Origin of the sequence: Paraburkholderia bengalensis, assembly GCF_037126505.1 — a bacterium.
Lineage (GTDB): Bacteria > Pseudomonadota > Gammaproteobacteria > Burkholderiales > Burkholderiaceae > Paraburkholderia > Paraburkholderia bengalensis.
The window spans coordinates 72,959-94,843 of the sequence record NZ_JACFYJ010000013.1; the positions used below are offsets into that span (position 1 = coordinate 72,959).

Here is a 21,885-nt window from a genome sequence, read left to right on the forward strand (position 1 = left end):
GTTTCATGGCTAACGGCACCCAGCAAGACGGCGTCGCGATTCGCGGCAGCATTCCCGCCATCATCACTCCGATGCTCGAAGACGGCAGCCTCGATCTGCCGGCTTTCCGCAAGCTGATCGACTGGCACATCGAAGAGGGTACGAACGGGCTGGTCGTGGTCGGCACGAGCGGCGAATCAGCGACGTTGTCGGTCGAAGAGCACGTGTTGATGGTCAAGACGGCCGTCGAGGCCGCCGCGGGCCGCATTCCCGTGATCGCGGGCGCCGGCGCCAATTCCACCACGGAAGCCATCGAGCTGACCGAGCAGGCCAGAAAAGTGGGTGCCGACGCCACGCTGCAGGTCGTGCCGTACTACAACAAGCCGACGCAGGAAGGCATCTACCGCCATTTCGCGAAGATCGCGGAAACGGTCGATCTGCCCGTCATTCTGTACAACGTGCCGGGCCGCACGGTTGCGGACATGTCGAACGAGACGATTCTGCGACTCGCGAACGTGCCGGGCATCATCGGCGTGAAGGAGGCGACGGGCAACATCGACCGCGCCGCGCACCTGATCAAGTCCGCGCCGGCGCACTTTGGCATCTACAGCGGCGATGATCCGACGGCGATCGCGTTGATGCTGCTGGGCGGCCACGGCAATATTTCGGTCACGGCCAACGTCGCGCCGCGTCTGATGAGCGAGCTGTGCAAGGCGGCCATCGCCGCCGATGCGAAGACCGCGCGCGAAATTCATCTGAAACTGCTGTCGCTGCACAAGAACCTCTTCATCGAATCGAACCCGATTCCCGCGAAGTGGGCACTGCAGCAACTGGGCCGCGTTCAGGGCGGCATCCGTTTGCCGCTTACGCCGCTCGACGCGCGTTACCACGATGTGGTGCGCGCCGCGCTGCGCGAGGCAGGGCTGCTCGGCTGAGCGTCTGACATTTCAGGCGCCTCCCGGCATTTTTTCAACTGACGTCGATATCGCCCACGGTCCCGCACCGAACCCGGCAGCGCGTTCTAGCTTCACGAAGGACCCCATGAAACGTTCCGCACTTTCCCTCCACGCAACGCGCCTGGCGGCGCTGACGCTTGCGGCTGGCACGGTTGTGTCGCTTTCTGGCTGCGAGTCGCTGAACGACATGCTCGCGTCGGACCGGGTGAACTACAAGGACACGTCGAGCGCGCCGCCGCTCGCCGTGCCGAGCGACCTGACGGCCGCGCAGATCGACCAACGCTACGAGGCGCCCCCCCATGGGCACCGCGCTTGGCGGCGCGCCGCAACGTGCGAAGACGGCGGCGGGCAATCTGACGGAAGGTGTGCCGTCCGCGCAGGACCCGTTCGGGATGCACGTCGAGCGTGACGGCGACCGTCGCTGGCTCGTCGTGGACGGCCGCACGCCGGAACAACTGTGGCCGCAGTTGCAGGAATTCTGGACCGAAAACGGCTTCTCACTGAAAACGGACGCGCCGTCGACGGGCATCATGTCGACCGACTGGGCCGAAAACCGCGCCAACATTCCGGACGACTGGTTCCGCCGCACAATCGGCCGCGTGGTCGATTTTGCATACTCGTCGGGCACGCGCGACAGCTTCCGCACGCTGGTTTCGCGCGACGCAAGCGGCGGCACGGACATTTCGATCACGCACTCGGCCATGGAAGAAGTGCTGACGGGGCAGGACAAGACGTCGTCGCGCTGGGTCGAACGGCCGCGCAATCCCGTGCTGGAAGCCGAATTCCTCGCCAAGCTGATGCAGAAGTTCGGCCTCACCGACGCGCAGTCCAAGCAGCTGCTCACGGATGCGCATCCGGCTGTGGCGCCGGCGCAGCTCGACAAGACGGCTGGCGGCGCCACGCTCGACTTGCCTGAGTCGTTCGATCGCGCATGGCTGCGAGTGGGGCTGGCGCTCGATCGCACGAACTTTACCGTCGACAATCGCGATCGCGAGAAGGGCATCTATTACGTGCGCTACGCAGACTCGATGCAGGAACTCAAGCGCGACGGACTGTTCGGCAAGCTCTTCTACAGCGACAAGAGCGCGAAGAAGGACAGCCCGGAATTCCTCGTGAACGTGCGCTCGAAGGGCGACGCACTGACGCAGGTGGCTGTCGTCGATTCGAATGGCCAGGTGGATACGTCGTCGGACGCGCAGCGCATCGTGTCGCTGCTGCATGCGCAACTGAACTAAAGGCGGGTCGTGCGATTCGCCAGTCTGGGAAGCGGCAGTGAAGGCAATGCATTGCTGGTCGAAGCCCAAAGCGGTGCCACGACCACCCGCGTTCTGCTGGATTGCGGCTTCTCGGGCAAGGAAGTCGCCCGGCGGCTGGAACGGCTGGGCGCGGGCGTCGACGAACTCGACGCCATTATCATCACCCACGAACATAGCGATCACATCGGCAGTGCGCTGACGCTGGCGCGCAAGCTGTTGATTCCCCTGTACATGAGCTGGGGCACGGCGCGCGCCGTCGGTGCCGATGAGGCGGATATCGACCTGCACGTGCTCTGGAGCGACGAGACGGTGGCGATCGGCGATCTCAGCGTCCTGCCGTACACGGTGCCGCACGACGCGCGCGAGCCGTTGCAGTTCGTATTCTCGGACGGTGCGTCGCGCCTTGGCGTCCTGACGGACGTGGGCACCTCGACGGCACATATCAGCGCGGTGTTGAGCGGCTGTGACGCGCTCGTGCTCGAATGCAACCACGACGTCGGGATGCTGGCGGCATCGCGCTATCCGCCGTCGCTGAAGGCGCGGATCGGCGGCAACCACGGGCATCTGAACAATGACGCGGCGGCGGACATTCTCGCGTCGCTCGATCGCTCGAAACTGCGGCATCTCGTCGCGGCACATCTGAGCCAGCAGAACAATTTGCCGGAACTGGCACGCGCAGCAATGGCAGGCGTGCTCGGTACGGCGTCGACGGAAGTGATGGTCGCAAGCCAGACAGACGGGTTTGGCTGGCTAACTCTCTGAGTGGTTGGATCGCGCCCGTTGGGGCGCAAGCATGAAAAAACGCCCGCGACGATGGCTCGTCACGGGCGTTTTATTTTGGCGGGCGATCGATCCGGCCAAGGCCGGCCGGCGCCGGTCAGTTGCGGTTGCCGCCGAAGATGCCGAGGATCGACAGCAGGTTGACGAACACGTTATACAGGTCGAGGTAGATCGCCAGCGTGGCCGTGATGTAGTTCGTCTCGCCGCCGTTCACGACGCGCTGCACGTCGAACAGCATGTACGCCGAGAAGATCACGATGGCGAGCACGGACACCGTCAGCATCAACGCAGGCAGTTGCAGAAAGATGTTCGCCACCATAGCCAGCAGCAGCACGATCACGCCGACGAACAGCCACTTGCCGAGGCCCGAAAAGTCGCGCTTGCTGACCGTGGCGATCGTTGCCATCGCGGCGAAGATCACACCGGTGCCACCAAAGGCGAGCATGATCAGCTGCGGCCCGTTCGAAAAACCGAGGATGAAGCTGAGCAGGCGCGACAGCATCAGCCCCATGAAGAACGTGAAGCCGAGCAGCACGAACACGCCCGCGGCGCTGTCTTTCGTCTTCTGGATGGCAAACATGAAACCGAACGCGATCGCGAAGAAGGCGAGCATGCTCATCGCCGGGCTAGTGGCGGCGAACAGGGAGAAGCCGGTGGCGACGCCCACCCACGCACCGATCACTGTCGGCACCATCGACAGCGCCAGCAGCCAGTAGGTGTTGCGCAGCACCCGGTTGCGGGTCTCGGCCGTGGTGACGGAGCCGCCGCGGCCGAAGTTATAGGGATACTCGTTCATGGTTTCTCCTTGCGTCAGACGCAGTGTTGCGACGTGGCTTGCAACGGTTTTTCGTACGGCGCCGGCTGGCGGTTGCCGCCGGTCGCGCGAACCCACACTCCTAAGATTAACGCTGGAACAGGGAGTTTCAATGCGGCGCACAACACCGTGCGATTACATTGTGTTTCCCCTTTCTTAGCACTGTCTTAAACGGTTTGCGAGGTTTGAATTGGACCTTACAGCGTCGTAAGGGTTCAATCGCAATCATACACGGGAACATGCTACAATAGCGGATTCATTTAAATCTGTAACCTCTTAATTTTCTGGAGTTTTTATGGCGCTCGAACGCACCCTGTCGATTATCAAGCCGGACGCAGTGGCAAAGAACGTGATCGGCCAGATCTACAGCCGCTTCGAAAACGCTGGCCTGAAGATCATCGCATCGCGCATGGTTCAACTGTCGCGCGCCGACGCGGAGAAGTTCTACGCTGTGCACGCTGCGCGTCCGTTCTTCAAGGATCTGGTTGAATTCATGATCTCCGGTCCGGTGCAGGTTCAGGTTCTCGAAGGCGAAGGCGCCATTCTGAAAAACCGTGACCTGATGGGCGCAACGGACCCGAAGAAGGCCGATAAGGGGACGATCCGTGCGGATTTCGCCGACAGCATCGACGCGAACGCAGTGCATGGTTCGGACGCAGCCGAAACGGCAGCCGTCGAAATCGCGTTCTTCTTCCCGGAAGTCAACGTCTACTCGCGCTAAGCGCTTCGTAGTTCAGTAGTAACAGCAGCAGGAGCGGGCGCGAGCGGTTTTCGCGTTCATGCAGCTTGTTGCATGAACGCAGTCTCGCACTGAATGGCAGGATTCGATATGACGAGCAGTCCAACCGTCAACCTTCTCGATCTCGACGCCGCGGGTCTCGTCGCGTATTGCGACAGCCTCGGAGAGAAGCCGTTTCGCGCCAAGCAATTGCAGCGCTGGATTCACCAGTACAACGCTGCCGACTTCGACGGGATGACCGATCTCGCGAAGTCGTTGCGCGAAAAGCTGAAGGGCCGCGCATCGATCACGATGCCGCCCATCGTCAGCGATCATATTTCCTCCGACGGCACGCGCAAATGGCTCGTGGACGTCGGCAACGGAAACGCCGTTGAAACCGTTTTCATCCCCGAAGAAACGCGTGGCACGCTGTGCGTGTCGTCGCAGGCAGGGTGCGCCGTCAACTGCCGGTTCTGTTCGACGGGCAAACAGGGTTTCTCGCGCAATCTCACCACGGGTGAAATCATCGGCCAGTTGCGCATGGCCGAATTTGCGCTGCGCGCGTCGCTCGGCACGGCCGGCGGGCGCGCAACGGGCGGCGAAGGCAAGGGTGAGCGCGTCGTCACGAACGTGGTGATGATGGGCATGGGCGAGCCGCTGCTCAATTACGACGCCATCGTGCCTGCCATGCGCCTGATGCTCGACGACAACGCCTACGGCCTGTCGCGCCGGCGCGTCACGCTGTCCACGTCCGGCGTGGTGCCGATGATGGACCGGCTCGGCGCCGACCTTCCCGTGGCACTCGCCGTTTCGCTGCACGCGCCGAACGACGCGCTGCGCGACGAGCTCGTGCCGCTCAACAAGAAATACCCGCTGCGCGAGCTGATGGCCGCGTGCCAGCGGTATCTGAAAGTCGCGCCGCGCGACTTCATCACGTTCGAATACTGCATGCTCGACGGCGTGAACGACAGCGAGGCGCACGCGCGCGAACTGCTCGCCGTCACGCGCGACGTGCCGTGCAAATTCAACCTGATTCCGTTCAATCCGTTCCCGGAATCGGGTCTGCTGCGCTCGAAAAACGAGCAGATCAAGCGGTTTGCGCAAGTGTTGATCGACGCAGGGGTCGTCACGACAGTGCGCAAGACGCGTGGCGACGACATCGACGCGGCTTGCGGTCAGCTGGCGGGTGCCGTCAAGGACCGTACGCGGCTCGCCGAGCGTACCGGCCGCGCAAAGGTCATCGAAGTCCGCGCGGTGTAAGGCCCGCGACAGGCGAAAAGAGGCGGCATGTCAGCGAACAGGCCGCTCGGGGTACGCCGCGTCGCGTGGAGTGAAAGAAAGTTTGCAGAAGCGATCGGAAGCGGCACACACAGCCGCACATTTTGTTATAAACGGTCTGCGAAACGGGGTGAGCGAATGGTTCACCCGTTCGCTGAGTGAAAAAAGAATCGACGCGAAAGGATTTGGGATGAGTGAGCCGCAGCACCCGCAACCGCACGACATGGATACGCATACGGACCGCCCGTTGTCGGCGGTCGCGCCGGCTGCCGTGCCGACCGGGTTCGACTCGCTAGCGGCCGTCGGCGCGCGCCTTGCGCAATTGCGCGAAGCAAAGGGCTGGTCGGTCGAGGATGTGTCGGCGCGCCTGAAGGTCTCGCCGATCAAGTTGCGCGGTCTCGAGGCGGGCGATCTCAGCCAGCTGCCGGATACCACGTTCGCGTTGGGCGTCGTGCGCAGTTACGCGAAGATGGTCGGCGCCGATCCCGCGCCGATGACGCAGGCGCTGCGCCGCGAGAAAGGCGTACCGGAGCCCGCGTTGACGATGCCGGCATCGGCGGGTACCGATCTGCCGCGCGGAAAAGTATCGCTGTCGCTCGGCCATAGCGCGCCGCGCCGCCGCTCGTGGATCTGGGGCGTTGCGCTCGCCGTCGTCGTACTGATTGCGCTCGCGATGTGGCATACGAACAGCGGCGAATCGAATGCGTGGCTGGCGCGCCTGAAAGGTATCGTCGGCGTGCCTGCCGCGACGGACAATGCGTCGTCGGCGGCGGGACAGGCGGCCAGCGGCGCAGCCGTGACGGGTGAAGTCTCCGCGCCGGCGTCGACGGCGCAGGTGGAGACTCAAACCGAAGCGCCCGCCAACACCCAGGCCGCGGCAGACGAAGGTGCGTCGGCAACGCCGATGCCCACGCCGATGCCGACGGCAGGCGCCGCGTCCGCGCCGGCGTCCGCTTCCGTTGCCTCGCCGCCGAAGGCCGCAAGCGCTGCGCCCGCGATCACGGCGTCGGCGCCGGTGTCCGCCAGCGGGCCGTCCGTCGCGCCGGAGGGTTCGTCGACGGTGGCGCTGTCGGTCAAGCAGGACAGCTGGTTCAGCGTGCGTCAGAAGGACGGCAAGGAAGTGTTCTCGGGTCTTGTGCACGCGGGCGAATCGAAGGAAATCAGCGCGGTGCCGCCGCTCAAGGTGACGGTCGGCAACAAGGCAGGTCTGGATTCGATCACGCTGGACGGCCAGCCGGTCGACCCGGCCAAATATGCGTCCGCGAAGGGCAATGTGGCGCGCTTCGCGCTGCCCTGACGCAAATCAATCGTGTGCGTCGCGGCTTCGGGGCCGCGGCGCTTTTTCAATTCACGCGCCGTGTTTCTCATCGCGCCGGGCGTTTCGCGGTGCTGGGCCGACGGCGTAAGCGGGTTTATCGATGCATTCCGATCAAGTGAAATCTAGCAGTCAGATTGTTTCGACCGTGCCGGTGTTCGGCGGTCACGCGCCGCGTCGCCGCTCGCATGCCGTCGACGTCCGTTGGGGCGGCCAGCTCGTCACTATCGGCGGCGACGCACCCGTGCGCGTGCAGTCGATGACGAATACCGACACGGCCGACGCAATCGGCACGGCAATCCAGATCAAGGAACTCGCGCAAGCGGGCTCGGAACTCGTGCGCATCACGGTGAACACCCCGGAAGCGGCCGCCGCCGTGCCCGCGCTCCGCGAGCAACTCGACCGCATGGGCGTCACGGTGCCGCTCGTCGGCGATTTTCATTACAACGGCCATCTGCTGCTGCGCGACTATCCGGGCTGCGCGGAATCGCTGTCGAAGTACCGGATCAACCCCGGCAACGTCGGCCAGGGCGCGAAGCGCGACACGCAGTTCGCGCAGATGATCGAAGCCGCCGCGAAGTATGACAAGCCGGTTCGTATCGGCGTGAACTGGGGCAGTCTCGACCAGGATCTGCTCGCGAAGATGATGGACGAGAACGCCGCGCGCGCCGAGCCTTGGGAAGCGCAAAGCGTGATGTACGAAGCGCTGATCCAGTCGGCGATCGGTTCGGCGGAACGTGCCGTCGAACTCGGCCTCGGCCGCGACAAGATCATCCTGTCGTGCAAGGTGAGCGGCGTGCAGGATCTGATCGCCGTGTACCAGGAACTGGCGCGCCGCTGCGACTTCGCGCTGCACCTGGGCCTGACGGAGGCGGGCATGGGCTCGAAGGGCATCGTCGCGTCGACGGCGGCGCTGTCGGTGCTGTTGCAGCAGGGCATCGGCGACACGATCCGTATTTCGCTGACGCCGGAACCGGGCGCGTCGCGCACGGGCGAAGTGATCGTCGGCCAGGAAATCCTGCAGACCATGGGCCTGCGCTCATTCACGCCGATGGTCATCGCGTGCCCCGGCTGCGGACGCACGACGAGCACGCTGTTCCAGGAACTGGCTTCGCAGATCCAGACGTATCTGCGCACGCAAATGCCTGTGTGGCGCGACACGTATCCCGGCGTCGAGAAGATGCACGTGGCCGTCATGGGCTGCATCGTCAACGGTCCGGGCGAATCGAAGCACGCGAATATCGGCATCAGCTTGCCGGGCTCGGGAGAAAACCCGGCCGCGCCTGTGTTTATCGACGGCGTGAAGGTCAAGACGCTGCGCGGCGAAAACATCGCGCAGGAATTCCAGCAGATCGTGAGCGATTACGTCGAGCGCAGCTATGGCCCCAACGCGGTCCGCGCCGAAGCGACGAACTGATTCGCTCCACATCCAATCGTCAATCGAAGACAGATGACTGAACAGAAGAAGCAGAAGCTTGAAAAGTTGTCCGGCGTGAAGGGCATGAACGACATCCTTCCGCAGGACGCCGGCTTGTGGGAGTTTTTCGAAACGACAGTCAAGTCGATGCTGCGTTCGTACGGATACCAGAATATCCGCACGCCGATCGTCGAGCACACGCAGCTGTTCACGCGCGGTATCGGCGAGGTGACCGACATCGTCGAAAAAGAGATGTACAGCTTTACCGATGCCTTGAACGGCGAGAACCTGACGATGCGCCCGGAGAACACGGCGGCCGTCGTGCGTGCGTCGATCGAGCACAACATGCTGTACGACGGCCCGAAGAGGCTGTGGTACATCGGCCCGATGTTCCGTCACGAGCGTCCGCAGCGCGGCCGTTATCGCCAGTTCCATCAGGTGGGCGTCGAGGCGCTCGGCTTCGCGGGGCCGGATACCGACGCTGAAATCATTCTGATGTGCCAGCGTCTGTGGGACGACCTGGGGCTGACGGACATCAAGCTCGAGATCAACTCGCTGGGCCTCGCCGAAGAACGCGCGAAGCATCGCGTCGAACTGATCGCGTACCTCGAAAAGCACATGGACGTGCTCGACGAAGACGCGAAGCGCCGTCTGTACACGAATCCGCTGCGCGTGCTCGATACGAAGAATCCGGCGCTGCAGGAAGTTGCGCAGAACGCGCCGAAGCTGATCGATTTTCTCGGCGACGAATCTCGCGCGCACTTCGAAGGACTGCAGCGCATCCTGAAGGCGAACAACATTCCGTTCACGATCAATCCGCGTCTCGTGCGCGGCCTCGATTACTACAATCTGACCGTGTTCGAATGGGTCACCGACAAGCTCGGCGCGCAAGGTACGGTCGCGGCGGGCGGCCGTTACGACCCGCTGATCGAGCAGCTGGGCGGCAAGCCGACGGCGGCGTGCGGCTGGGCCATGGGCATCGAGCGTATTCTCGAGCTGCTGAAGGAAGAGGGCCTCGTGCCGGAAGCGGAAGGCTGCGATGTCTATGTCGCGCATCAGGGCGACGCGGCGCGCGACCAGGCGTTCATCGTCGCCGAGCGTTTGCGCGACACGGGCCTCGACGTGATTCTGCATTGCAGTCCTGACGGTCAGGCGGCGAGCTTCAAGTCGCAGATGAAGCGCGCCGATGCCAGCGGTGCCGCGTTCGCCGTGATCCTCGGCGAAGACGAGATCGCGAACGGCACGGCGGGCGTCAAGTCGCTGCGCGACACGTCGCAAAGCGGCGCAAAGAGCGAGCAGCAATCGGTGCCGCTCGAACACTTGACCGAATATCTAATCAATGCGATGGTTGCGTCCACCGAAGACGGGGACGACTGATCGCTGCGTCGTTCGACGGGCCGCGATCGCTGCGGCCCTATTCAGATAAGGCACCAGGAAAGGAAAACGCGTCGCGATGAGTTACCACGACGAACAAGAATCGATTGAAAGCCTGAAGGCTTGGTGGACGCAGTGGGGGAACGCCGTCACGTGGATCGTGCTGGTAGCGCTGGTCGCCGCCGCAGGCTGGAACGGCTGGAACTACTGGCAGCGCCATCAGGCCGCGGAAGCGGCCGTGCTGTACGACCAGGTTCAGCAAGCCACGGCGGGCAGCGACAAGGCGACCATCGCGCGCGTCGCCACCGACATGGAAGATAAATTCAGCGGCACGGCATACGCGCAAATGACGGCGCTCGCGGCTGCGAAGGCGCTTTACGCGGCGGGCGACGAACCGGGCGCGAAGGCGCAACTGCAATGGGCCGTCGATCACGCGAAGGACGACGAATTCAAGCAGATCGCGAAGCTGCGTCTGGCGTCGCTGCTGCTCGACGAAAAGGCGTATGACGCGGGTCTCGCATTGCTAAACGATCCGTCGGATGCATTCAAGGGCGTGGTGGCTGACCGCCGGGGCGATCTGCTCGCGGCGCAAGGCAAGCGCGACGATGCACGCGCCGCATACAAGCTCGCGCTCGACTCGATGCCGCAGAGCGACGTGTCGGCCCGTCAGCTGATCCAGTTCAAGCTCGACGCGCTGGGCGGCTGAGCGTTGCGCGCAATCGCAACGTTCGCCGTTTCTATTTGATCAATACAACATACATGCTTCGTTCACCGATGAATCTGCTGAAACGTTACGCTGTGCCCGTTGCTTGTGCGATGACCGTGCTTGCTCTGACGGCCTGCTCATCGTCGAAAGACGAGCGCCGCGTGCCCACGCCGCTCACCGAGTTCAAACCCGTGCTCGATGTCCAGCAGACGTGGACGGCGAGCGTCGGCAAGGCCGGTCGCTACCTGTTCTCGCCCGTGGCCGTCGGCGACGCCGTGTACGCGGCGGGCGAGAACGGCTCGGTCGCGAAGATCGACGCGAAGACGGGTAAGGACGTCTGGCGCACGAAACTCGGCGACGACCTGTCGGCAGGCGTCGGCACGGACGGCACGCTGACGGCGGTCGGCGGTCTGAAGGGCGAGGTGTATGTCCTCGACCAGAATGGCAAGCTGTCGTGGAAGGGTTCGGCGCCCGGCGAGATCCTGTCGCCGCCGCTCGTGGGCAATGGCCTCGTGATCGTGCGCACCGTCGACGGGCAGATCACTGCGTTCAATGCGCAGACGGGCGAGCAAAAGTGGAACTACCGCAACCGGGCGGTGCCGCTCAATCTGCGCGTGGCGTCGGGCATGACGTTCGCGGGCGACCAGGCCGTGCTGGCTGGCTTCCCGGGCGGCCAGTTCGCGGCCATTAATCTGCAGACGGGCGACGCTTACTGGACGACACCCGTGTCGTATCCGAAGGGCGTGACGGAAGTCGAGCGCATCAACGACGTCACGGGCCCGCCCACGCTGGTTGGCGCGGAAACCTGCGCGGTCACGTTCCAGGGGCAGCTCGGCTGTTTCGATGCGAACTCGGGCCGCGCGCTGTGGGAAAAGGCGTTCTCGAGCACGAGCGGTCTCGCGCAGGACGAGCGCGTCGTGGTCGCAGGCGACGACTGGGCCGTCGTGTCGGCGTATGACGCCGCGTCGGGCAAGCAGCTGTGGCGCAACGACCAGCTGAAGAGCCGCGACGTCGGCGTGCCGCTGCTGCTCGGTCACGCGGCCGTGCTCGGCGATTACCAGGGTTTTGTGCACTTCCTGTCGCGCGACGACGGCACGTTCGTCGCCCGCGCGAAGACGGACGGCAGCGCGATTACGGCGGCACCCGTGCTAGCCGGCGATACGCTCATCGTTCAGACGCACGACGGCGACCTGTACGGTTTCCGTCCGCGTTAATCCGCGTTCGGCTGCACGGCGCGTCCGGATGGTTGCGGGCGCATCGTGCGGTGGCATGCAGGCCGGCTTTGCCGGCCGCATCTGTTTTGATGGCGCCGAATCGAACGGCGCCGTCGAAGACCCCGGGACCGTCGGACAGGCTGCGCCGACGGTCTTGCGATGCGTGACGCCGTTGCCAGTCGAAGGGCGATCCGAGGGGGCACAAAAGGGAACACGCAGGGGGCACAAGAGCGAGGCGTGAATACGCGGTAAGAAACTACCGACGCTCCTGTTTTGCGCCGCCCGCCGCATGAGAACGGCACCGCGTGTGCCTCAGCGTCTGCAGCAACCCCTGCAGCAACCGCGTGGGCAGCCGCCCATTGAGCCAGCCTGACATCCGTTCGCCCGCGCAAGTTCTGCGCGGTTCGAAACGGGTCAAATTCGTGATAATTTTCGTCAAACGCAGCCGTGCAACGGCCGCATGGCGTTGCCAGCGCGGAAGATCGTCCTTTCGATACCGCGCTTCACTGTGAACACAATCTGATGAAACCCGTTATTGCCCTCGTCGGGCGCCCCAATGTGGGGAAATCCACGCTGTTCAACCGGCTCACGCGCTCGCGCGATGCGCTCGTCGCCGATTTGCCGGGCCTCACACGCGACCGTCACTACGGTGAAGGGCGCGTCGGCGGCGAACGACCGTATCTGGTCGTTGACACAGGCGGCTTCGAGCCTGTCGCGAAAGACGGCATTCTTTTCGAAATGGCGCGCCAGACCCGCCAGGCGGTCGAGGAATCGGACGTCATCGTGTTCATCGTCGACGGCCGTAACGGCCTCGCGCCGCAGGACAAGTCGATCGCCGGCTACCTGCGCAAGACGGGCCGGCCGATCTTCCTCGTCGTCAACAAGGCCGAGGGGATGAAGTACACGAACGTGGCTGCCGATTTCTACGAACTCGGCCTCGGCGACCCGCGCGCGATTTCGGCCGCGCACGGCGACGGCGTCGCGGAAATGATCAACGAGGCGCTCGACCTCGCGTACGCCGACCAGCTGGAAGAAAGCGAAGAAGAAAAGGCGCAGCACGGCATCAAGATCGCGATTGTCGGGCGCCCGAACGTCGGCAAGTCGACGCTGGTCAATACGCTGATCGGCGAAGACCGCGTAATCGCGTTCGATATGCCCGGCACGACGCGCGATTCGATCTACGTCGACTTCGAACGACAAGGCAAAAAATACACGCTGATCGACACGGCTGGCCTGCGCAAGCGCGGCAAGGTGTTCGAGGCGATCGAAAAGTTCTCGGTCGTGAAGACGCTGCAGTCCATTTCCGACGCGAATGTCGTGATTCTGCTGCTCGACGCGCGCCAGGACATTTCGGATCAGGACGCGCACATCGCGGGCTTCGTGGTCGAGCAGGGGCGGGCGCTCGTGGTGGGCGTGAACAAGTGGGACGGGCTCGATCCGCATGTGCGTGAGCGCACCAAGTCGGATCTCGAGCGCAAGCTAAAATTTCTCGACTTCGCCAAGTTTCACTTCATTTCCGCAGCGGAAAAAACGGGAATCGGCCCGCTGATGCGCTCTGTCGACGACGCTTACAAGGCCGCGATGGCCAAGCTGCCGACGCCGAAGCTCACACGCGCGCTGATCGAAGCCGTCGAGTTCCAGCAGCCGCGCCGCCGGGGCCCCGTGCGTCCGAAGCTGCGCTACGCACACCAGGGGGGGCAGAATCCGCCGATCATCGTGATCCACGGCAATGCGCTCGATGCCATCACAGATACGTACAAGCGCTACCTCGAAAACCGCTTCCGTGAAACTTTCGCGCTGACAGGCACTCCATTGCGAATAGAGTTCCGATCCTCGACGAACCCCTACGCGGACAAGGGCTGAAACCCGCATGTACAGTGGCTCTTGGCCGAACGGCCAGGCGAACCGCCGGGTAATGAAAATCGGCTATAGTGTAGCGATTGACGGCGGATTTCTTTTTCTTCGCCGGCAATTAAGTCAACCTGCAAAAAAATACGGAGTTTGCTATGAGCAACAAAGGGCAATTGTTACAAGACCCGTTTTTGAACGCACTGCGTAAAGAGCATGTGCCCGTCTCGATCTATCTGGTCAACGGCATCAAGCTTCAAGGGAACATTGAATCGTTCGACCAGTACGTCGTGTTGCTCCGGAATACGGTCACCCAGATGGTTTACAAGCACGCCATTTCTACGGTCGTGCCTGCCCGTCCGGTGAACTTCCACCCGGATTCCGAATCGTCCTAACCTTCGTCTCGGCCGGTCGAGCGTCGTCCGCAGGCGACACTGACCGGCCGCTTCATTTTGACATCCACCAATTTGATTAACGCCGCACTCGTCGGCATCGACTTCGGCAAGATCGATTTCGAAGCCAGTCTCGAAGAACTCAGCCTGCTCGCGCAAAGCGCGGGCGCCCATCCCGCCGTTACTCTCACCGGCCGCCGTTCCAGTCCCGATGCCGCGATGTTCGTCGGCAGCGGCAAAGCAGAAGAATTGCGCGTCGCGTGCGAAGCGAACGACGTCGACATCGTCATCTTCAATCACGCGCTTGCGCCCGCGCAGCAGCGTAATCTGGAGCGGGCGCTTAACAGACGCGTGGTCGACCGTACCAGCCTGATTCTCGATATCTTCGCGCAGCGCGCGCGCAGTCATGAAGGCAAACTGCAGGTCGAGCTTGCGCAGTTGCAATACCTGGCCACCCGGCTCGTTCGCGCGTGGACTCACCTTGAGCGGCAAAAGGGCGGTATCGGCCTGCGCGGCCCTGGCGAAACACAGCTGGAAACTGACCGCCGGCTGATCGGCGAGCGCATCAAGATGCTCAAGGGGCGCCTCGAAAAGCTGCGCCGTCAGCATGGCACGCAGCGTCGCGCGCGTGCGCGCAACCGCACGATGTCGGTGTCGCTGGTTGGCTATACGAACGCGGGCAAGTCCACGCTGTTCAACGCGCTGACCAAAGCGCAGGCCTATGCCGCCGACCAGCTGTTCGCCACGCTGGACACCACCTCGCGCCGCGTGTATCTCGGCGAGGACGTCGGGCAGATTGTCGTGTCGGACACCGTAGGATTTATCCGCGAACTGCCTCACCAACTGGTCGCGGCCTTCCGTGCGACGCTCGAAGAAACCATTCACGCCGATCTGCTGCTGCACGTCGTCGATGCGTCGAGCGCGGTGCGGCTCGATCAGATCGATCAGGTGAACGATGTCCTGCGCGAGATCGGCGCGGACACGATCCGCCAGGTGCTGGTGTTCAACAAGATCGACGCCGTGCCTGAACTGGCGGCCCGAGGCGACGCGGTCGAAAGGGATGAGTATGGTAATATTTCGCGCGTCTTTTTGAGCGCGCGCACGGGGCAAGGGCTGGACACACTGCGCGCTGCCATCGCCGAAATCGCAACTGCCGAACAACTTCCGGAGTCTGACGGTGTACTGTCAGAGGGAGACCCGAGAGCGGCGGCACTTCATCAAGACCTACACGATGATGCGGGCGAAGACCACCGCGAAGACCGCAAGATCCCAGACACGGGCGCCGACCCGTTCCAATTGCATTGACCCGCTGTCTACTCTGGTGAACGAACACAGGTGAACGATTACAACGAGCGGAGTATCTGGCTGCGTCTGCGCGCCATGTTGTCGCTGAACGACCCGCGCTGGGGCCGGGGCGAAGGCAATGGCGATCGCCAGCGCCTGAACGACTCGAAGCGCCCGCCCAACGGTAAAGACAGCGAAGGTCCGCCCGATCTCGACGAAATGTGGCGCGACTTCAATCGGCGTCTGTCGCGCATCTTCGGCCGCAAGGGAGGCGGCGGCGGTCCGCGTCCGGACAACGGGCGGGGTGCGCGCATCGGTGTCGGCATCATCATCGGCGTGCTGATCGCCATTTATCTCGGCAGCGGCGTATTTGTCGTGCAGGACGGCCAGGCGGCCGTCGTGCTGCGCTTCGGCGAACTGCGCGGCACGGCCGGGCAGGGCGTGCACTGGCGTCTGCCATACCCGTTCGAAACGCACGAAGTCGTCAACGTGGGTCAGGTCCGCTCCGTCGAAATCGGCCGCAACAACGTGGTGCGTCTCGCGAACGTGAAGGACGCGTCGATGCTCACGCACGACGCCGATATCGTCGACGTGCGCTTTGCCGTCCAGTACCAGATCCGCAAGCCCGCCGATTACCTCTTCCGCAGCGCGGACCCCGACCAGAGTGTCACGCAGGCTGCGCAGGCGGCTGTGCGCGAAATCGTCGGCGCGCGCAGCATGACCGACATTCTCAATCAGGATCGCGAAGCCATTCGCGCGCAACTGACGGAATCGATCCAGCATTCCCTGGACGAATTGCATACGGGACTCGTGGTGACGGGCGTGACGATCCAGAGCGTGCAGGTGCCGGATCAGGTGCAGGCCGCGTTCGACGACGCCGCCAAGGCGCGCCAGGATCGCGAACGCGCAAAGCGCGACGCGCAAGCTTATGCAAACGACCTGTTGCCGCGCGCGCAGGCGGAAGCGGCGCGCATGATCGATGACGCGAAGACGTACAGCGACCGCGTCGTCGCGCAGGCTGAAGGCGACGCCGAGCGCTTCAAGGAAGTGTACGCGCAGTATTCGAAGGCGCCCGCTGTCGTCCGCGAACGCATGTATCTCGAAACGATGCAGCACATTTATTCGAATACGACGAAGGTATTCGTCGACAGCAAGACGGGCAGCAACGTTCTGTATCTGCCGCTCGACAAGCTGGTCGAGCAGACCCGCCAGCGCGTCGCCGACGCGGCTGCGGCCGGCCCGGCATCCGCCGCGCAATCGTCCCAGGCGGGGCAATCGGCTCAATCGGCGCAGGCGGTGCCGCCGGGGCAGAACGCGTCGCCGGCTGCGCAAGGCGGCAACACGCCGACCATCGTCGCGCCGCCCGCCGCGCCCGTCAGCGGCGCCAGCCAGGCGGCGGCCGCCAGCGACGCCTTCCGTTCGCGCGATTCGTTCCGCAGCCGCGGCCGCGAAGACGATCTGCAATAAGGAGCGCGAACATGAATAAAATCGTTGCGCTCATCGTGGCCGTCGTGATCGTGCTGTTCGCGGCATCGTCGATGGTATTTATCGTCGATCAGCGGCATATGGCCGTCCTGTCGGCACGCGGCGGCGCTGCGCCGACGCTCGCCGGTCCCGGCCTGCATGTGAAGCTGCCGCCGCCGCTGCAAACGGTGACGTCGGTGGACACGCGCATCCAGTCGCTCGACAGCCCCGATGAAGACCGCTATGCGACGTCGGATAAGACCGATCTGCTGGTGAACCCCGTCATCAAGTTTCGCGTGTCCGATCCCGTGAAGCTCGTCGCGGAAACCAAGGGCGACGTGCAGAGCCTGCCTGACCGTCTCGCGCTGCTCGCGCGCGGCGCGCTCGGCGACGCGTTCGCGAAATACACGCTGCCCGACGCGCTCGCCCGGCAGGAAGCAATCGCGACGGCCGCGCGCGACGGCATGCAAAAGGGTGCGGCTTCGCTGGGTGTGGATGTCGTTGACGTGCAGCTGACGCGAATCGACTTTCCTGCCTCGATGGCCGATTCCGTCTACAAGCGGATGATCGCCGCGCGCGAGCAGCTGGCCGATCAGGAGCGCGCGCAGGGCCAGTCGGAAGCCGATCAGATCAAGGCCGACGCCGCGCATCAGCAGCAGGCGGTGCTCGCCGACGCCTACAAGCAGGCGCAGGCAATCAAGGGCGATGGGGACGGGAAGGCGGCGTCGATTGCAGCGGATGCGTACAGCCGCGATCCGCAGTTCTATCAGTTCTACCAAAGCATGCAGGCCTACAGAAACAGCTTCAAGCCGGGCGACGTGATGGTGGTCGACTCGAGCAGCGACTTCTTCCGCTTCATGCGTGGCCCGGACGCCGCGGGCGTCGCCCAACCGTCTTCCGGCGCGTCAACGGGCGCGCACAAACACTGATTACCGGAACGCCGCGGCACACGCATCGCGGCGGCCTTCATCGCATGGACATAGCCGGCTCGTTATTGCTCGCGATCGCACTGATGCTGATCATCGAGGGGATGTTCCCGTTCGTCTTTCCGAGCGCGTGGCGCGACACGTTTCGTAAAATAGCGGAGCGTCCGCCGCACCATATCCGGATCGGCGGGCTGATCGTGATGGTGCTCGGGCTGCTTCTGCTGCTGATCGCGACTTAAACGTGATCGGATGCCGGGCGGCGCTCACGAGGCGTAGTCCTGCGTCACGATGCTATCGGCCCGGGGCGTCGCCGGGCAACACGGCAGCTTTTCGGCGCCTGAAAACATTGCGCGCATGGCCGCGCTCGCACGGCCGGCCGTGCCGATGAAGGCCAATGCAAGACGCGAGCTTCGTACGACGTTTCGCGTTGACGCGCGCTGCGCCTCGTCCCCATTTCAACGGCGTCGGCCACGGCGCCGGATTCACCATCGTAGGACTGTATCGATGTCGACCTGGTTACTTCCCGAGAATATCGCCGACGTGCTGCCTTCCGAGGCACGCAAGATAGAAGAATTGCGCCGCCGGCTGCTCGACCGTTTTCGCGCGTATGGCTACGAGATGGTCATGCCGCCGCTGCTCGAATACCTGGAATCGCTGCTGACGGGTGGCGGCAGCGACCTGAATCTGCGTACGTTCAAGCTAGTCGATCAGTTGTCGGGCCGCACACTCGGTCTGCGCGCCGACATCACGCCGCAGGTCGCGCGCATCGATGCGCACCTGTTGAACCGCCAGGGCGTGACGCGGCTGTGCTACGCGGGCAACGTGCTCCATACGCGCCCGCGCGGCCTGCACGCAACGCGCGAGCAGATCCAGATCGGCGCGGAAATCTACGGTCACGCCGGTCTCGAAGCGGATCTGGAAATCCAGCAACTGATGCTCGATTCGCTGCATCTGGCGGGCCTCGGCAAGGTCCGCCTCGACTTGTGCCATGCCGCCGTGCTCGGCGCGCTGGTCGACGGCGAGCCGGCGGCTGCGGCGCTCGGCGAGGCGCTGTACGGCGCGCTCGCGGGCAAGGACGTGCCGCTGCTGAATGAGTTGACGGCGGGCCTGACGCCCGTCACGCGCGACGCGCTGCGTGCGTTGCCCACGCTCTACGGCGATGCTTCCGTGCTCGAAGAAGCGCGTGTACGTCTTCCGAACGCGCCGGAAATCGCGCGTGCGCTCGACGATCTCGCGTTCCTCGCGCAGCAGGTCGACGGCGCGGAAGTGATGATCGATCTCGCCGATCTGCGTGGCTATGCGTATCACAGCGGCGTGATGTTCTCGGCGTACGTGGACGGCGTGCCGAACGCCGTCGCGCGCGGCGGCCGTTACGACAAGGTCGGCCAGGCGTATGGCCGCGCACGCGCGGCAACCGGCTTTTCGCTGGACCTGCGCGAAGTGGCGCGCATTTCGCCCATCGAGGCGCGTAGCAGCGCGATCCTTGCGCCGTGGCAGCACGACGAAGCGCTGCGCACGAGCGTGGCCGCGTTGCGCGATGCGGGCGAGGTCGTGATTCAGGCCCTGCCGGGCCACGATCATGCCCTCGACGAATTCGCATGCGACCGCGTGCTGATCGAGCGCAACGGCCAATGGATCGTCGAATCAAAGTCCTGAGTGGCCTGAATGCGTGCGGCGTCATATGAAACGCAATGTGAAGCGTGACGCCGCAACGATCGGCCGTGTGGCCGCCGCGGCCCTTGTGTGCTGACGCGGCGGTGCGCCGCCGCCTCCATGCCTTTGAGCGCAAAAGGAAAATCTGGAAAAATTCCCGGCATCAGTCCGCGAAAAAATCCGGTGCCTCCCGCGAACATAGGTAAAATACGTTTTTAACCAGCTTAAGAATCAACATGTCTGCCAGCGCAGTGAATGTGAACCCTGGGCGCAATGTCGTCGTCGTGGGTACCCAGTGGGGTGATGAGGGCAAGGGCAAGATCGTTGACTGGCTGACGGACCACGCGCAAGGCGTCGTCCGCTTCCAGGGCGGTCACAATGCCGGTCATACGCTCATCATCGGCGGCAAGAAAACCATCTTGCGTCTGATTCCGTCGGGCATCATGCGCCCGGGCGTCGCCTGCTACATCGGCAATGGCGTCGTGTTGTCGCCGGAAGCGCTGTTCAAGGAAATCGAAGAGCTGGAATCGGCCGGCGTCGACGTGCAAAAGCGTCTGTTCATTTCCGAAGCCACCACGCTGATCCTCCCGTACCACATTGCCATCGACCAGGCTCGCGAAGCTCGCAGCGGCGCAGGCAAGATCGGCACGACGGGCCGCGGCATCGGGCCGGCATACGAAGACAAGGTCGCGCGCCGTGGTCTGCGCGTGCAGGACCTGTTCGAGCCGCAAGCCTTTGCCGAACGTCTGCGCGCGAACCTCGATTTCCACAACTTCGTGCTCACCCAATACCTCGGCGCGGCTGCTGTCGACTATCAGCAGACGCTCGATCTGATGCTGGGCTACGCCGAGCGTCTGAAGCCGATGGTGACGGACGTCTCGCGCCGTCTGTACGACGCGAACCACGCGGGCAACAATCTGCTGTTCGAAGGCGCGCAAGGCACGCTGCTCGACGTCGATCACGGCACATATCCGTTCGTCACTTCGAGCAACTGCGTCGCGGGTGCGGCTAGCGCGGGCGCGGGTGTCGGTCCGCAGAAGCTGAACTACATCCTTGGTATCACGAAGGCTTACTGCACGCGCGTCGGTTCGGGTCCGTTCCCGAGCGAGCTGTACGACGCGGACAACGCGAATCGCCAGGAAGAAGTCGGCCTGACGCTTGCGAAGGTCGGCAAGGAATTCGGCTCGGTGACGGGCCGTCCGCGCCGCACCGGCTGGCTCGACGCCGCCGCGCTGCGCCGCTCGATCCAGATCAACGGTGTGTCGGGCTTGTGCATCACGAAGCTCGACGTGCTCGACGGCCTCGACGAAGTGAAGCTATGTGTCGGCTACACGGTCGACGGCAAGAATGCCGACATTCTGCCGCGCGGCGCGTATGAAGTGTCGCGTTGCGAGCCGGTGTACGAAACGTTCGGCGGCTGGAAGGAAAGCACGGTCGGTATCAAGGAATGGAGCAAGCTGCCCGCGAACGCACAGGCGTATCTGTCACGCGTGCAGGAAGTGGCGGGCGTGCCTATCGACATGGTGTCGACGGGTCCGGACCGCGACGAGACCATTCTTTTGCGTCACCCCTTCAAGGTTTAACGCATGATCCAGGGTGTACCGATGATTGAAATGAAGGACCCACGCAACGACGACAGGAACCTCTGGGTCGGCTGGGACGAATACCACCGGCTGATCGAGCTGCTGGCGCTGGCTGTCCACGAGTCGGGCTGGAAGTTCGACAAGATCCTGTGCCTCGCGCGCGGCGGCCTGCGCGTCGGCGACCAGCTGTCGCGCATCTACGACTTGCCGCTCGCGATCCTGGCGACCAGCTCCTACCGCGAAGCGGCGGGCACGGAGCAGGGTGAGCTGGACATCGCGCAATACATCACGATGACGCGCGGCGAACTGTCGGGCAATGTCCTGCTGGTCGACGACCTCGTCGACTCGGGCGTGACGCTCGCGCGCGTGCAGCAGCATCTGAAGGAACGCTATCCGGCCATCACGTCGGTGCGTTCGGCCGTGCTGTGGTGGAAGGCGTGCTCGAAGGTCAAGCCGGACTATCACGTCCAGTACCTCGCGACAAACCCGTGGATTCATCAACCGTTCGAGGAGTGGGACACAGTACGTCCGCACAATCTCAGCGCGTGGATCAAGCGCGGTCAGGAGCGTTCGTCGGACGCCGGCTAGTATGCGGACGCCGTCGCCCCATTTCGGCGACGGCATGTTGCGGTGTACTCGAACGGAGCCTTGTGATGGCTCCGTTTTTTATGGGCACATCAAAACGGGAGCACAGCGTCAGCGCGGCCCGGTGGTGACTTCCTGCCGCCCCATCAAGGCGGGCCATTAGAATTTGACAATGGAGCCCTTGACACGCGCAATCGCAGACCGGGCAAAGGGCGCGATGCTACACTGCGTTGTCGTGGCCGAAAGGCGTGGCGCCGACACAACGGGCCGCATGGTGGGATTCGACGCCCATATTCTTTAGAATAGCGTTCGTTTTTGCCGCTCAGGAACGGATTCTTTTCGC

The 21,885-nt window shown here is 63.7% G+C and carries 19 protein-coding genes and 1 pseudogene; 19 read left to right on the top strand and 1 reads right to left on the bottom strand.

Annotated elements, in window-relative coordinates:
* The first annotated feature begins 5 nt into the window (after window positions 1-5).
* The 3 genes and pseudogenes from dapA (at window position 6) to H3V53_RS11045 (ending at window position 2,953) form a co-directional block, all read left to right on the top strand.
* Window positions 6-914, top strand: coding sequence for a 4-hydroxy-tetrahydrodipicolinate synthase (gene dapA / locus H3V53_RS11035; protein WP_336597936.1), 909 nt, complete (start codon window positions 6-8; stop codon window positions 912-914).
* Between the two features lie 106 nt (window positions 915-1,020).
* Window positions 1,021-2,170 (top strand): annotated as a pseudogene (gene bamC / locus H3V53_RS11040) (outer membrane protein assembly factor BamC).
* Window positions 2,171-2,179: 9 nt separating this feature from the next.
* Window positions 2,180-2,953: an MBL fold metallo-hydrolase gene (locus H3V53_RS11045; RefSeq protein ID WP_336597937.1), complete on the top strand. Its 774-nt coding sequence runs from the start codon at window positions 2,180-2,182 to the stop codon at window positions 2,951-2,953.
* 115 nt (window positions 2,954-3,068) lie between these two features.
* Here the strand turns inward: H3V53_RS11045 and H3V53_RS11050 are convergent, their stop codons facing one another.
* The gene (locus tag H3V53_RS11050; protein ID WP_054924771.1) at window positions 3,069-3,767 is read right to left on the bottom strand and encodes a Bax inhibitor-1 family protein; all 699 of its coding nucleotides are present in this window, start codon (window positions 3,765-3,767) and stop codon (window positions 3,069-3,071) included.
* 313 nt (window positions 3,768-4,080) lie between these two features.
* Here H3V53_RS11050 and ndk point away from each other — a divergent pair, with 313 nt between their 5' ends.
* The 16 genes from ndk (at window position 4,081) to H3V53_RS11130 (ending at window position 21,545) form a co-directional block, all read left to right on the top strand.
* On the top strand, window positions 4,081-4,506 hold the full coding sequence (ndk, locus tag H3V53_RS11055; RefSeq protein ID WP_054924770.1) for a nucleoside-diphosphate kinase: 426 nt from the start codon (window positions 4,081-4,083) through the stop codon (window positions 4,504-4,506).
* A 108-nt stretch (window positions 4,507-4,614) separates the two neighbouring features.
* On the top strand, window positions 4,615-5,763 hold the full coding sequence (gene rlmN, locus H3V53_RS11060; protein WP_336597938.1) for a dual-specificity RNA methyltransferase RlmN: 1,149 nt from the start codon (window positions 4,615-4,617) through the stop codon (window positions 5,761-5,763).
* Window positions 5,764-5,971: 208 nt separating this feature from the next.
* On the top strand, window positions 5,972-7,078 hold the full coding sequence (locus H3V53_RS11065) for a helix-turn-helix domain-containing protein (protein WP_336597939.1): 1,107 nt from the start codon (window positions 5,972-5,974) through the stop codon (window positions 7,076-7,078).
* Between the two features lie 121 nt (window positions 7,079-7,199).
* The gene (gene ispG / locus H3V53_RS11070; RefSeq protein ID WP_336597940.1) at window positions 7,200-8,513 is read left to right on the top strand and encodes a flavodoxin-dependent (E)-4-hydroxy-3-methylbut-2-enyl-diphosphate synthase; all 1,314 of its coding nucleotides are present in this window, start codon (window positions 7,200-7,202) and stop codon (window positions 8,511-8,513) included.
* Window positions 8,514-8,546: 33 nt separating this feature from the next.
* Entirely contained in the window at window positions 8,547-9,890 is a 1,344-nt protein-coding gene (gene hisS / locus H3V53_RS11075; protein WP_336597941.1) for a histidine--tRNA ligase, read from the top strand.
* 76 nt (window positions 9,891-9,966) lie between these two features.
* A complete protein-coding gene (locus H3V53_RS11080; protein ID WP_336597942.1) occupies window positions 9,967-10,593 on the top strand; it encodes a tetratricopeptide repeat protein in 627 nt (208 codons plus the stop codon).
* Between the two features lie 68 nt (window positions 10,594-10,661).
* Window positions 10,662-11,807: an outer membrane protein assembly factor BamB gene (gene bamB, locus H3V53_RS11085; RefSeq protein ID WP_054924764.1), complete on the top strand. Its 1,146-nt coding sequence runs from the start codon at window positions 10,662-10,664 to the stop codon at window positions 11,805-11,807.
* A gap of 522 nt (window positions 11,808-12,329) precedes the next feature.
* Window positions 12,330-13,670, top strand: coding sequence for a ribosome biogenesis GTPase Der (der, locus tag H3V53_RS11090; RefSeq protein ID WP_336597943.1), 1,341 nt, complete (start codon window positions 12,330-12,332; stop codon window positions 13,668-13,670).
* A 143-nt stretch (window positions 13,671-13,813) separates the two neighbouring features.
* Entirely contained in the window at window positions 13,814-14,050 is a 237-nt protein-coding gene (gene hfq, locus H3V53_RS11095; protein ID WP_007580427.1) for an RNA chaperone Hfq, read from the top strand.
* A gap of 57 nt (window positions 14,051-14,107) precedes the next feature.
* The gene (hflX, locus tag H3V53_RS11100; protein ID WP_336597944.1) at window positions 14,108-15,352 is read left to right on the top strand and encodes a GTPase HflX; all 1,245 of its coding nucleotides are present in this window, start codon (window positions 14,108-14,110) and stop codon (window positions 15,350-15,352) included.
* A gap of 30 nt (window positions 15,353-15,382) precedes the next feature.
* Window positions 15,383-16,798, top strand: coding sequence for an FtsH protease activity modulator HflK (gene hflK, locus H3V53_RS11105; protein WP_336597945.1), 1,416 nt, complete (start codon window positions 15,383-15,385; stop codon window positions 16,796-16,798).
* An 11-nt stretch (window positions 16,799-16,809) separates the two neighbouring features.
* Window positions 16,810-17,724 carry a protease modulator HflC gene (hflC, locus tag H3V53_RS11110; protein ID WP_336597946.1) on the top strand — a complete coding sequence of 305 codons (915 nt, stop codon included), beginning with the start codon at window positions 16,810-16,812 and terminating at the stop codon, window positions 17,722-17,724.
* 44 nt (window positions 17,725-17,768) lie between these two features.
* Window positions 17,769-17,960 (top strand): DUF2065 domain-containing protein, encoded by a 192-nt coding sequence (locus H3V53_RS11115; protein ID WP_054924760.1) that lies wholly within the window; start codon window positions 17,769-17,771, stop codon window positions 17,958-17,960.
* Window positions 17,961-18,225: 265 nt separating this feature from the next.
* Entirely contained in the window at window positions 18,226-19,377 is a 1,152-nt protein-coding gene (locus tag H3V53_RS11120) for an ATP phosphoribosyltransferase regulatory subunit (protein WP_336597947.1), read from the top strand.
* A 233-nt stretch (window positions 19,378-19,610) separates the two neighbouring features.
* Window positions 19,611-20,957 carry an adenylosuccinate synthase gene (locus tag H3V53_RS11125; RefSeq protein WP_336597948.1) on the top strand — a complete coding sequence of 449 codons (1,347 nt, stop codon included), beginning with the start codon at window positions 19,611-19,613 and terminating at the stop codon, window positions 20,955-20,957.
* Between the two features lie 3 nt (window positions 20,958-20,960).
* Window positions 20,961-21,545, top strand: a complete 585-nt coding sequence (locus H3V53_RS11130) for a phosphoribosyltransferase family protein (RefSeq protein WP_054924757.1) — start codon at window positions 20,961-20,963, stop codon at window positions 21,543-21,545.
* The last annotated feature ends 340 nt before the right edge of the window (window positions 21,546-21,885 follow it).

Bases quoted from the DNA above. Each gene is read 5' to 3' on its own strand.
- bamB (WP_054924764.1), top strand. From the start codon at position 10,662: ATGAATCTGCTGAAACGTTACGCTGTGCCCGTTGCTTGTGCGATGACC.
- hfq (WP_007580427.1), top strand. From the start codon at position 13,814: ATGAGCAACAAAGGGCAATTGTTACAAGACCCGTTTTTGAACGCACTG.
- ispG (WP_336597940.1), top strand. From the start codon at position 7,200: ATGCATTCCGATCAAGTGAAATCTAGCAGTCAGATTGTTTCGACCGTG.
- H3V53_RS11115 (WP_054924760.1), top strand. From the start codon at position 17,769: ATGGACATAGCCGGCTCGTTATTGCTCGCGATCGCACTGATGCTGATC.
- dapA (WP_336597936.1), top strand. From the start codon at position 6: ATGGCTAACGGCACCCAGCAAGACGGCGTCGCGATTCGCGGCAGCATT.
- hisS (WP_336597941.1), top strand. From the start codon at position 8,547: ATGACTGAACAGAAGAAGCAGAAGCTTGAAAAGTTGTCCGGCGTGAAG.
- der (WP_336597943.1), top strand. From the start codon at position 12,330: ATGAAACCCGTTATTGCCCTCGTCGGGCGCCCCAATGTGGGGAAATCC.
- H3V53_RS11080 (WP_336597942.1), top strand. From the start codon at position 9,967: ATGAGTTACCACGACGAACAAGAATCGATTGAAAGCCTGAAGGCTTGG.
- H3V53_RS11130 (WP_054924757.1), top strand. From the start codon at position 20,961: ATGATCCAGGGTGTACCGATGATTGAAATGAAGGACCCACGCAACGAC.
- H3V53_RS11065 (WP_336597939.1), top strand. From the start codon at position 5,972: ATGAGTGAGCCGCAGCACCCGCAACCGCACGACATGGATACGCATACG.
- rlmN (WP_336597938.1), top strand. From the start codon at position 4,615: ATGACGAGCAGTCCAACCGTCAACCTTCTCGATCTCGACGCCGCGGGT.
- H3V53_RS11125 (WP_336597948.1), top strand. From the start codon at position 19,611: ATGTCTGCCAGCGCAGTGAATGTGAACCCTGGGCGCAATGTCGTCGTC.
- H3V53_RS11050 (WP_054924771.1), bottom strand. From the start codon at position 3,767: ATGAACGAGTATCCCTATAACTTCGGCCGCGGCGGCTCCGTCACCACG.
- H3V53_RS11120 (WP_336597947.1), top strand. From the start codon at position 18,226: ATGTCGACCTGGTTACTTCCCGAGAATATCGCCGACGTGCTGCCTTCC.
- ndk (WP_054924770.1), top strand. From the start codon at position 4,081: ATGGCGCTCGAACGCACCCTGTCGATTATCAAGCCGGACGCAGTGGCA.
- hflC (WP_336597946.1), top strand. From the start codon at position 16,810: ATGAATAAAATCGTTGCGCTCATCGTGGCCGTCGTGATCGTGCTGTTC.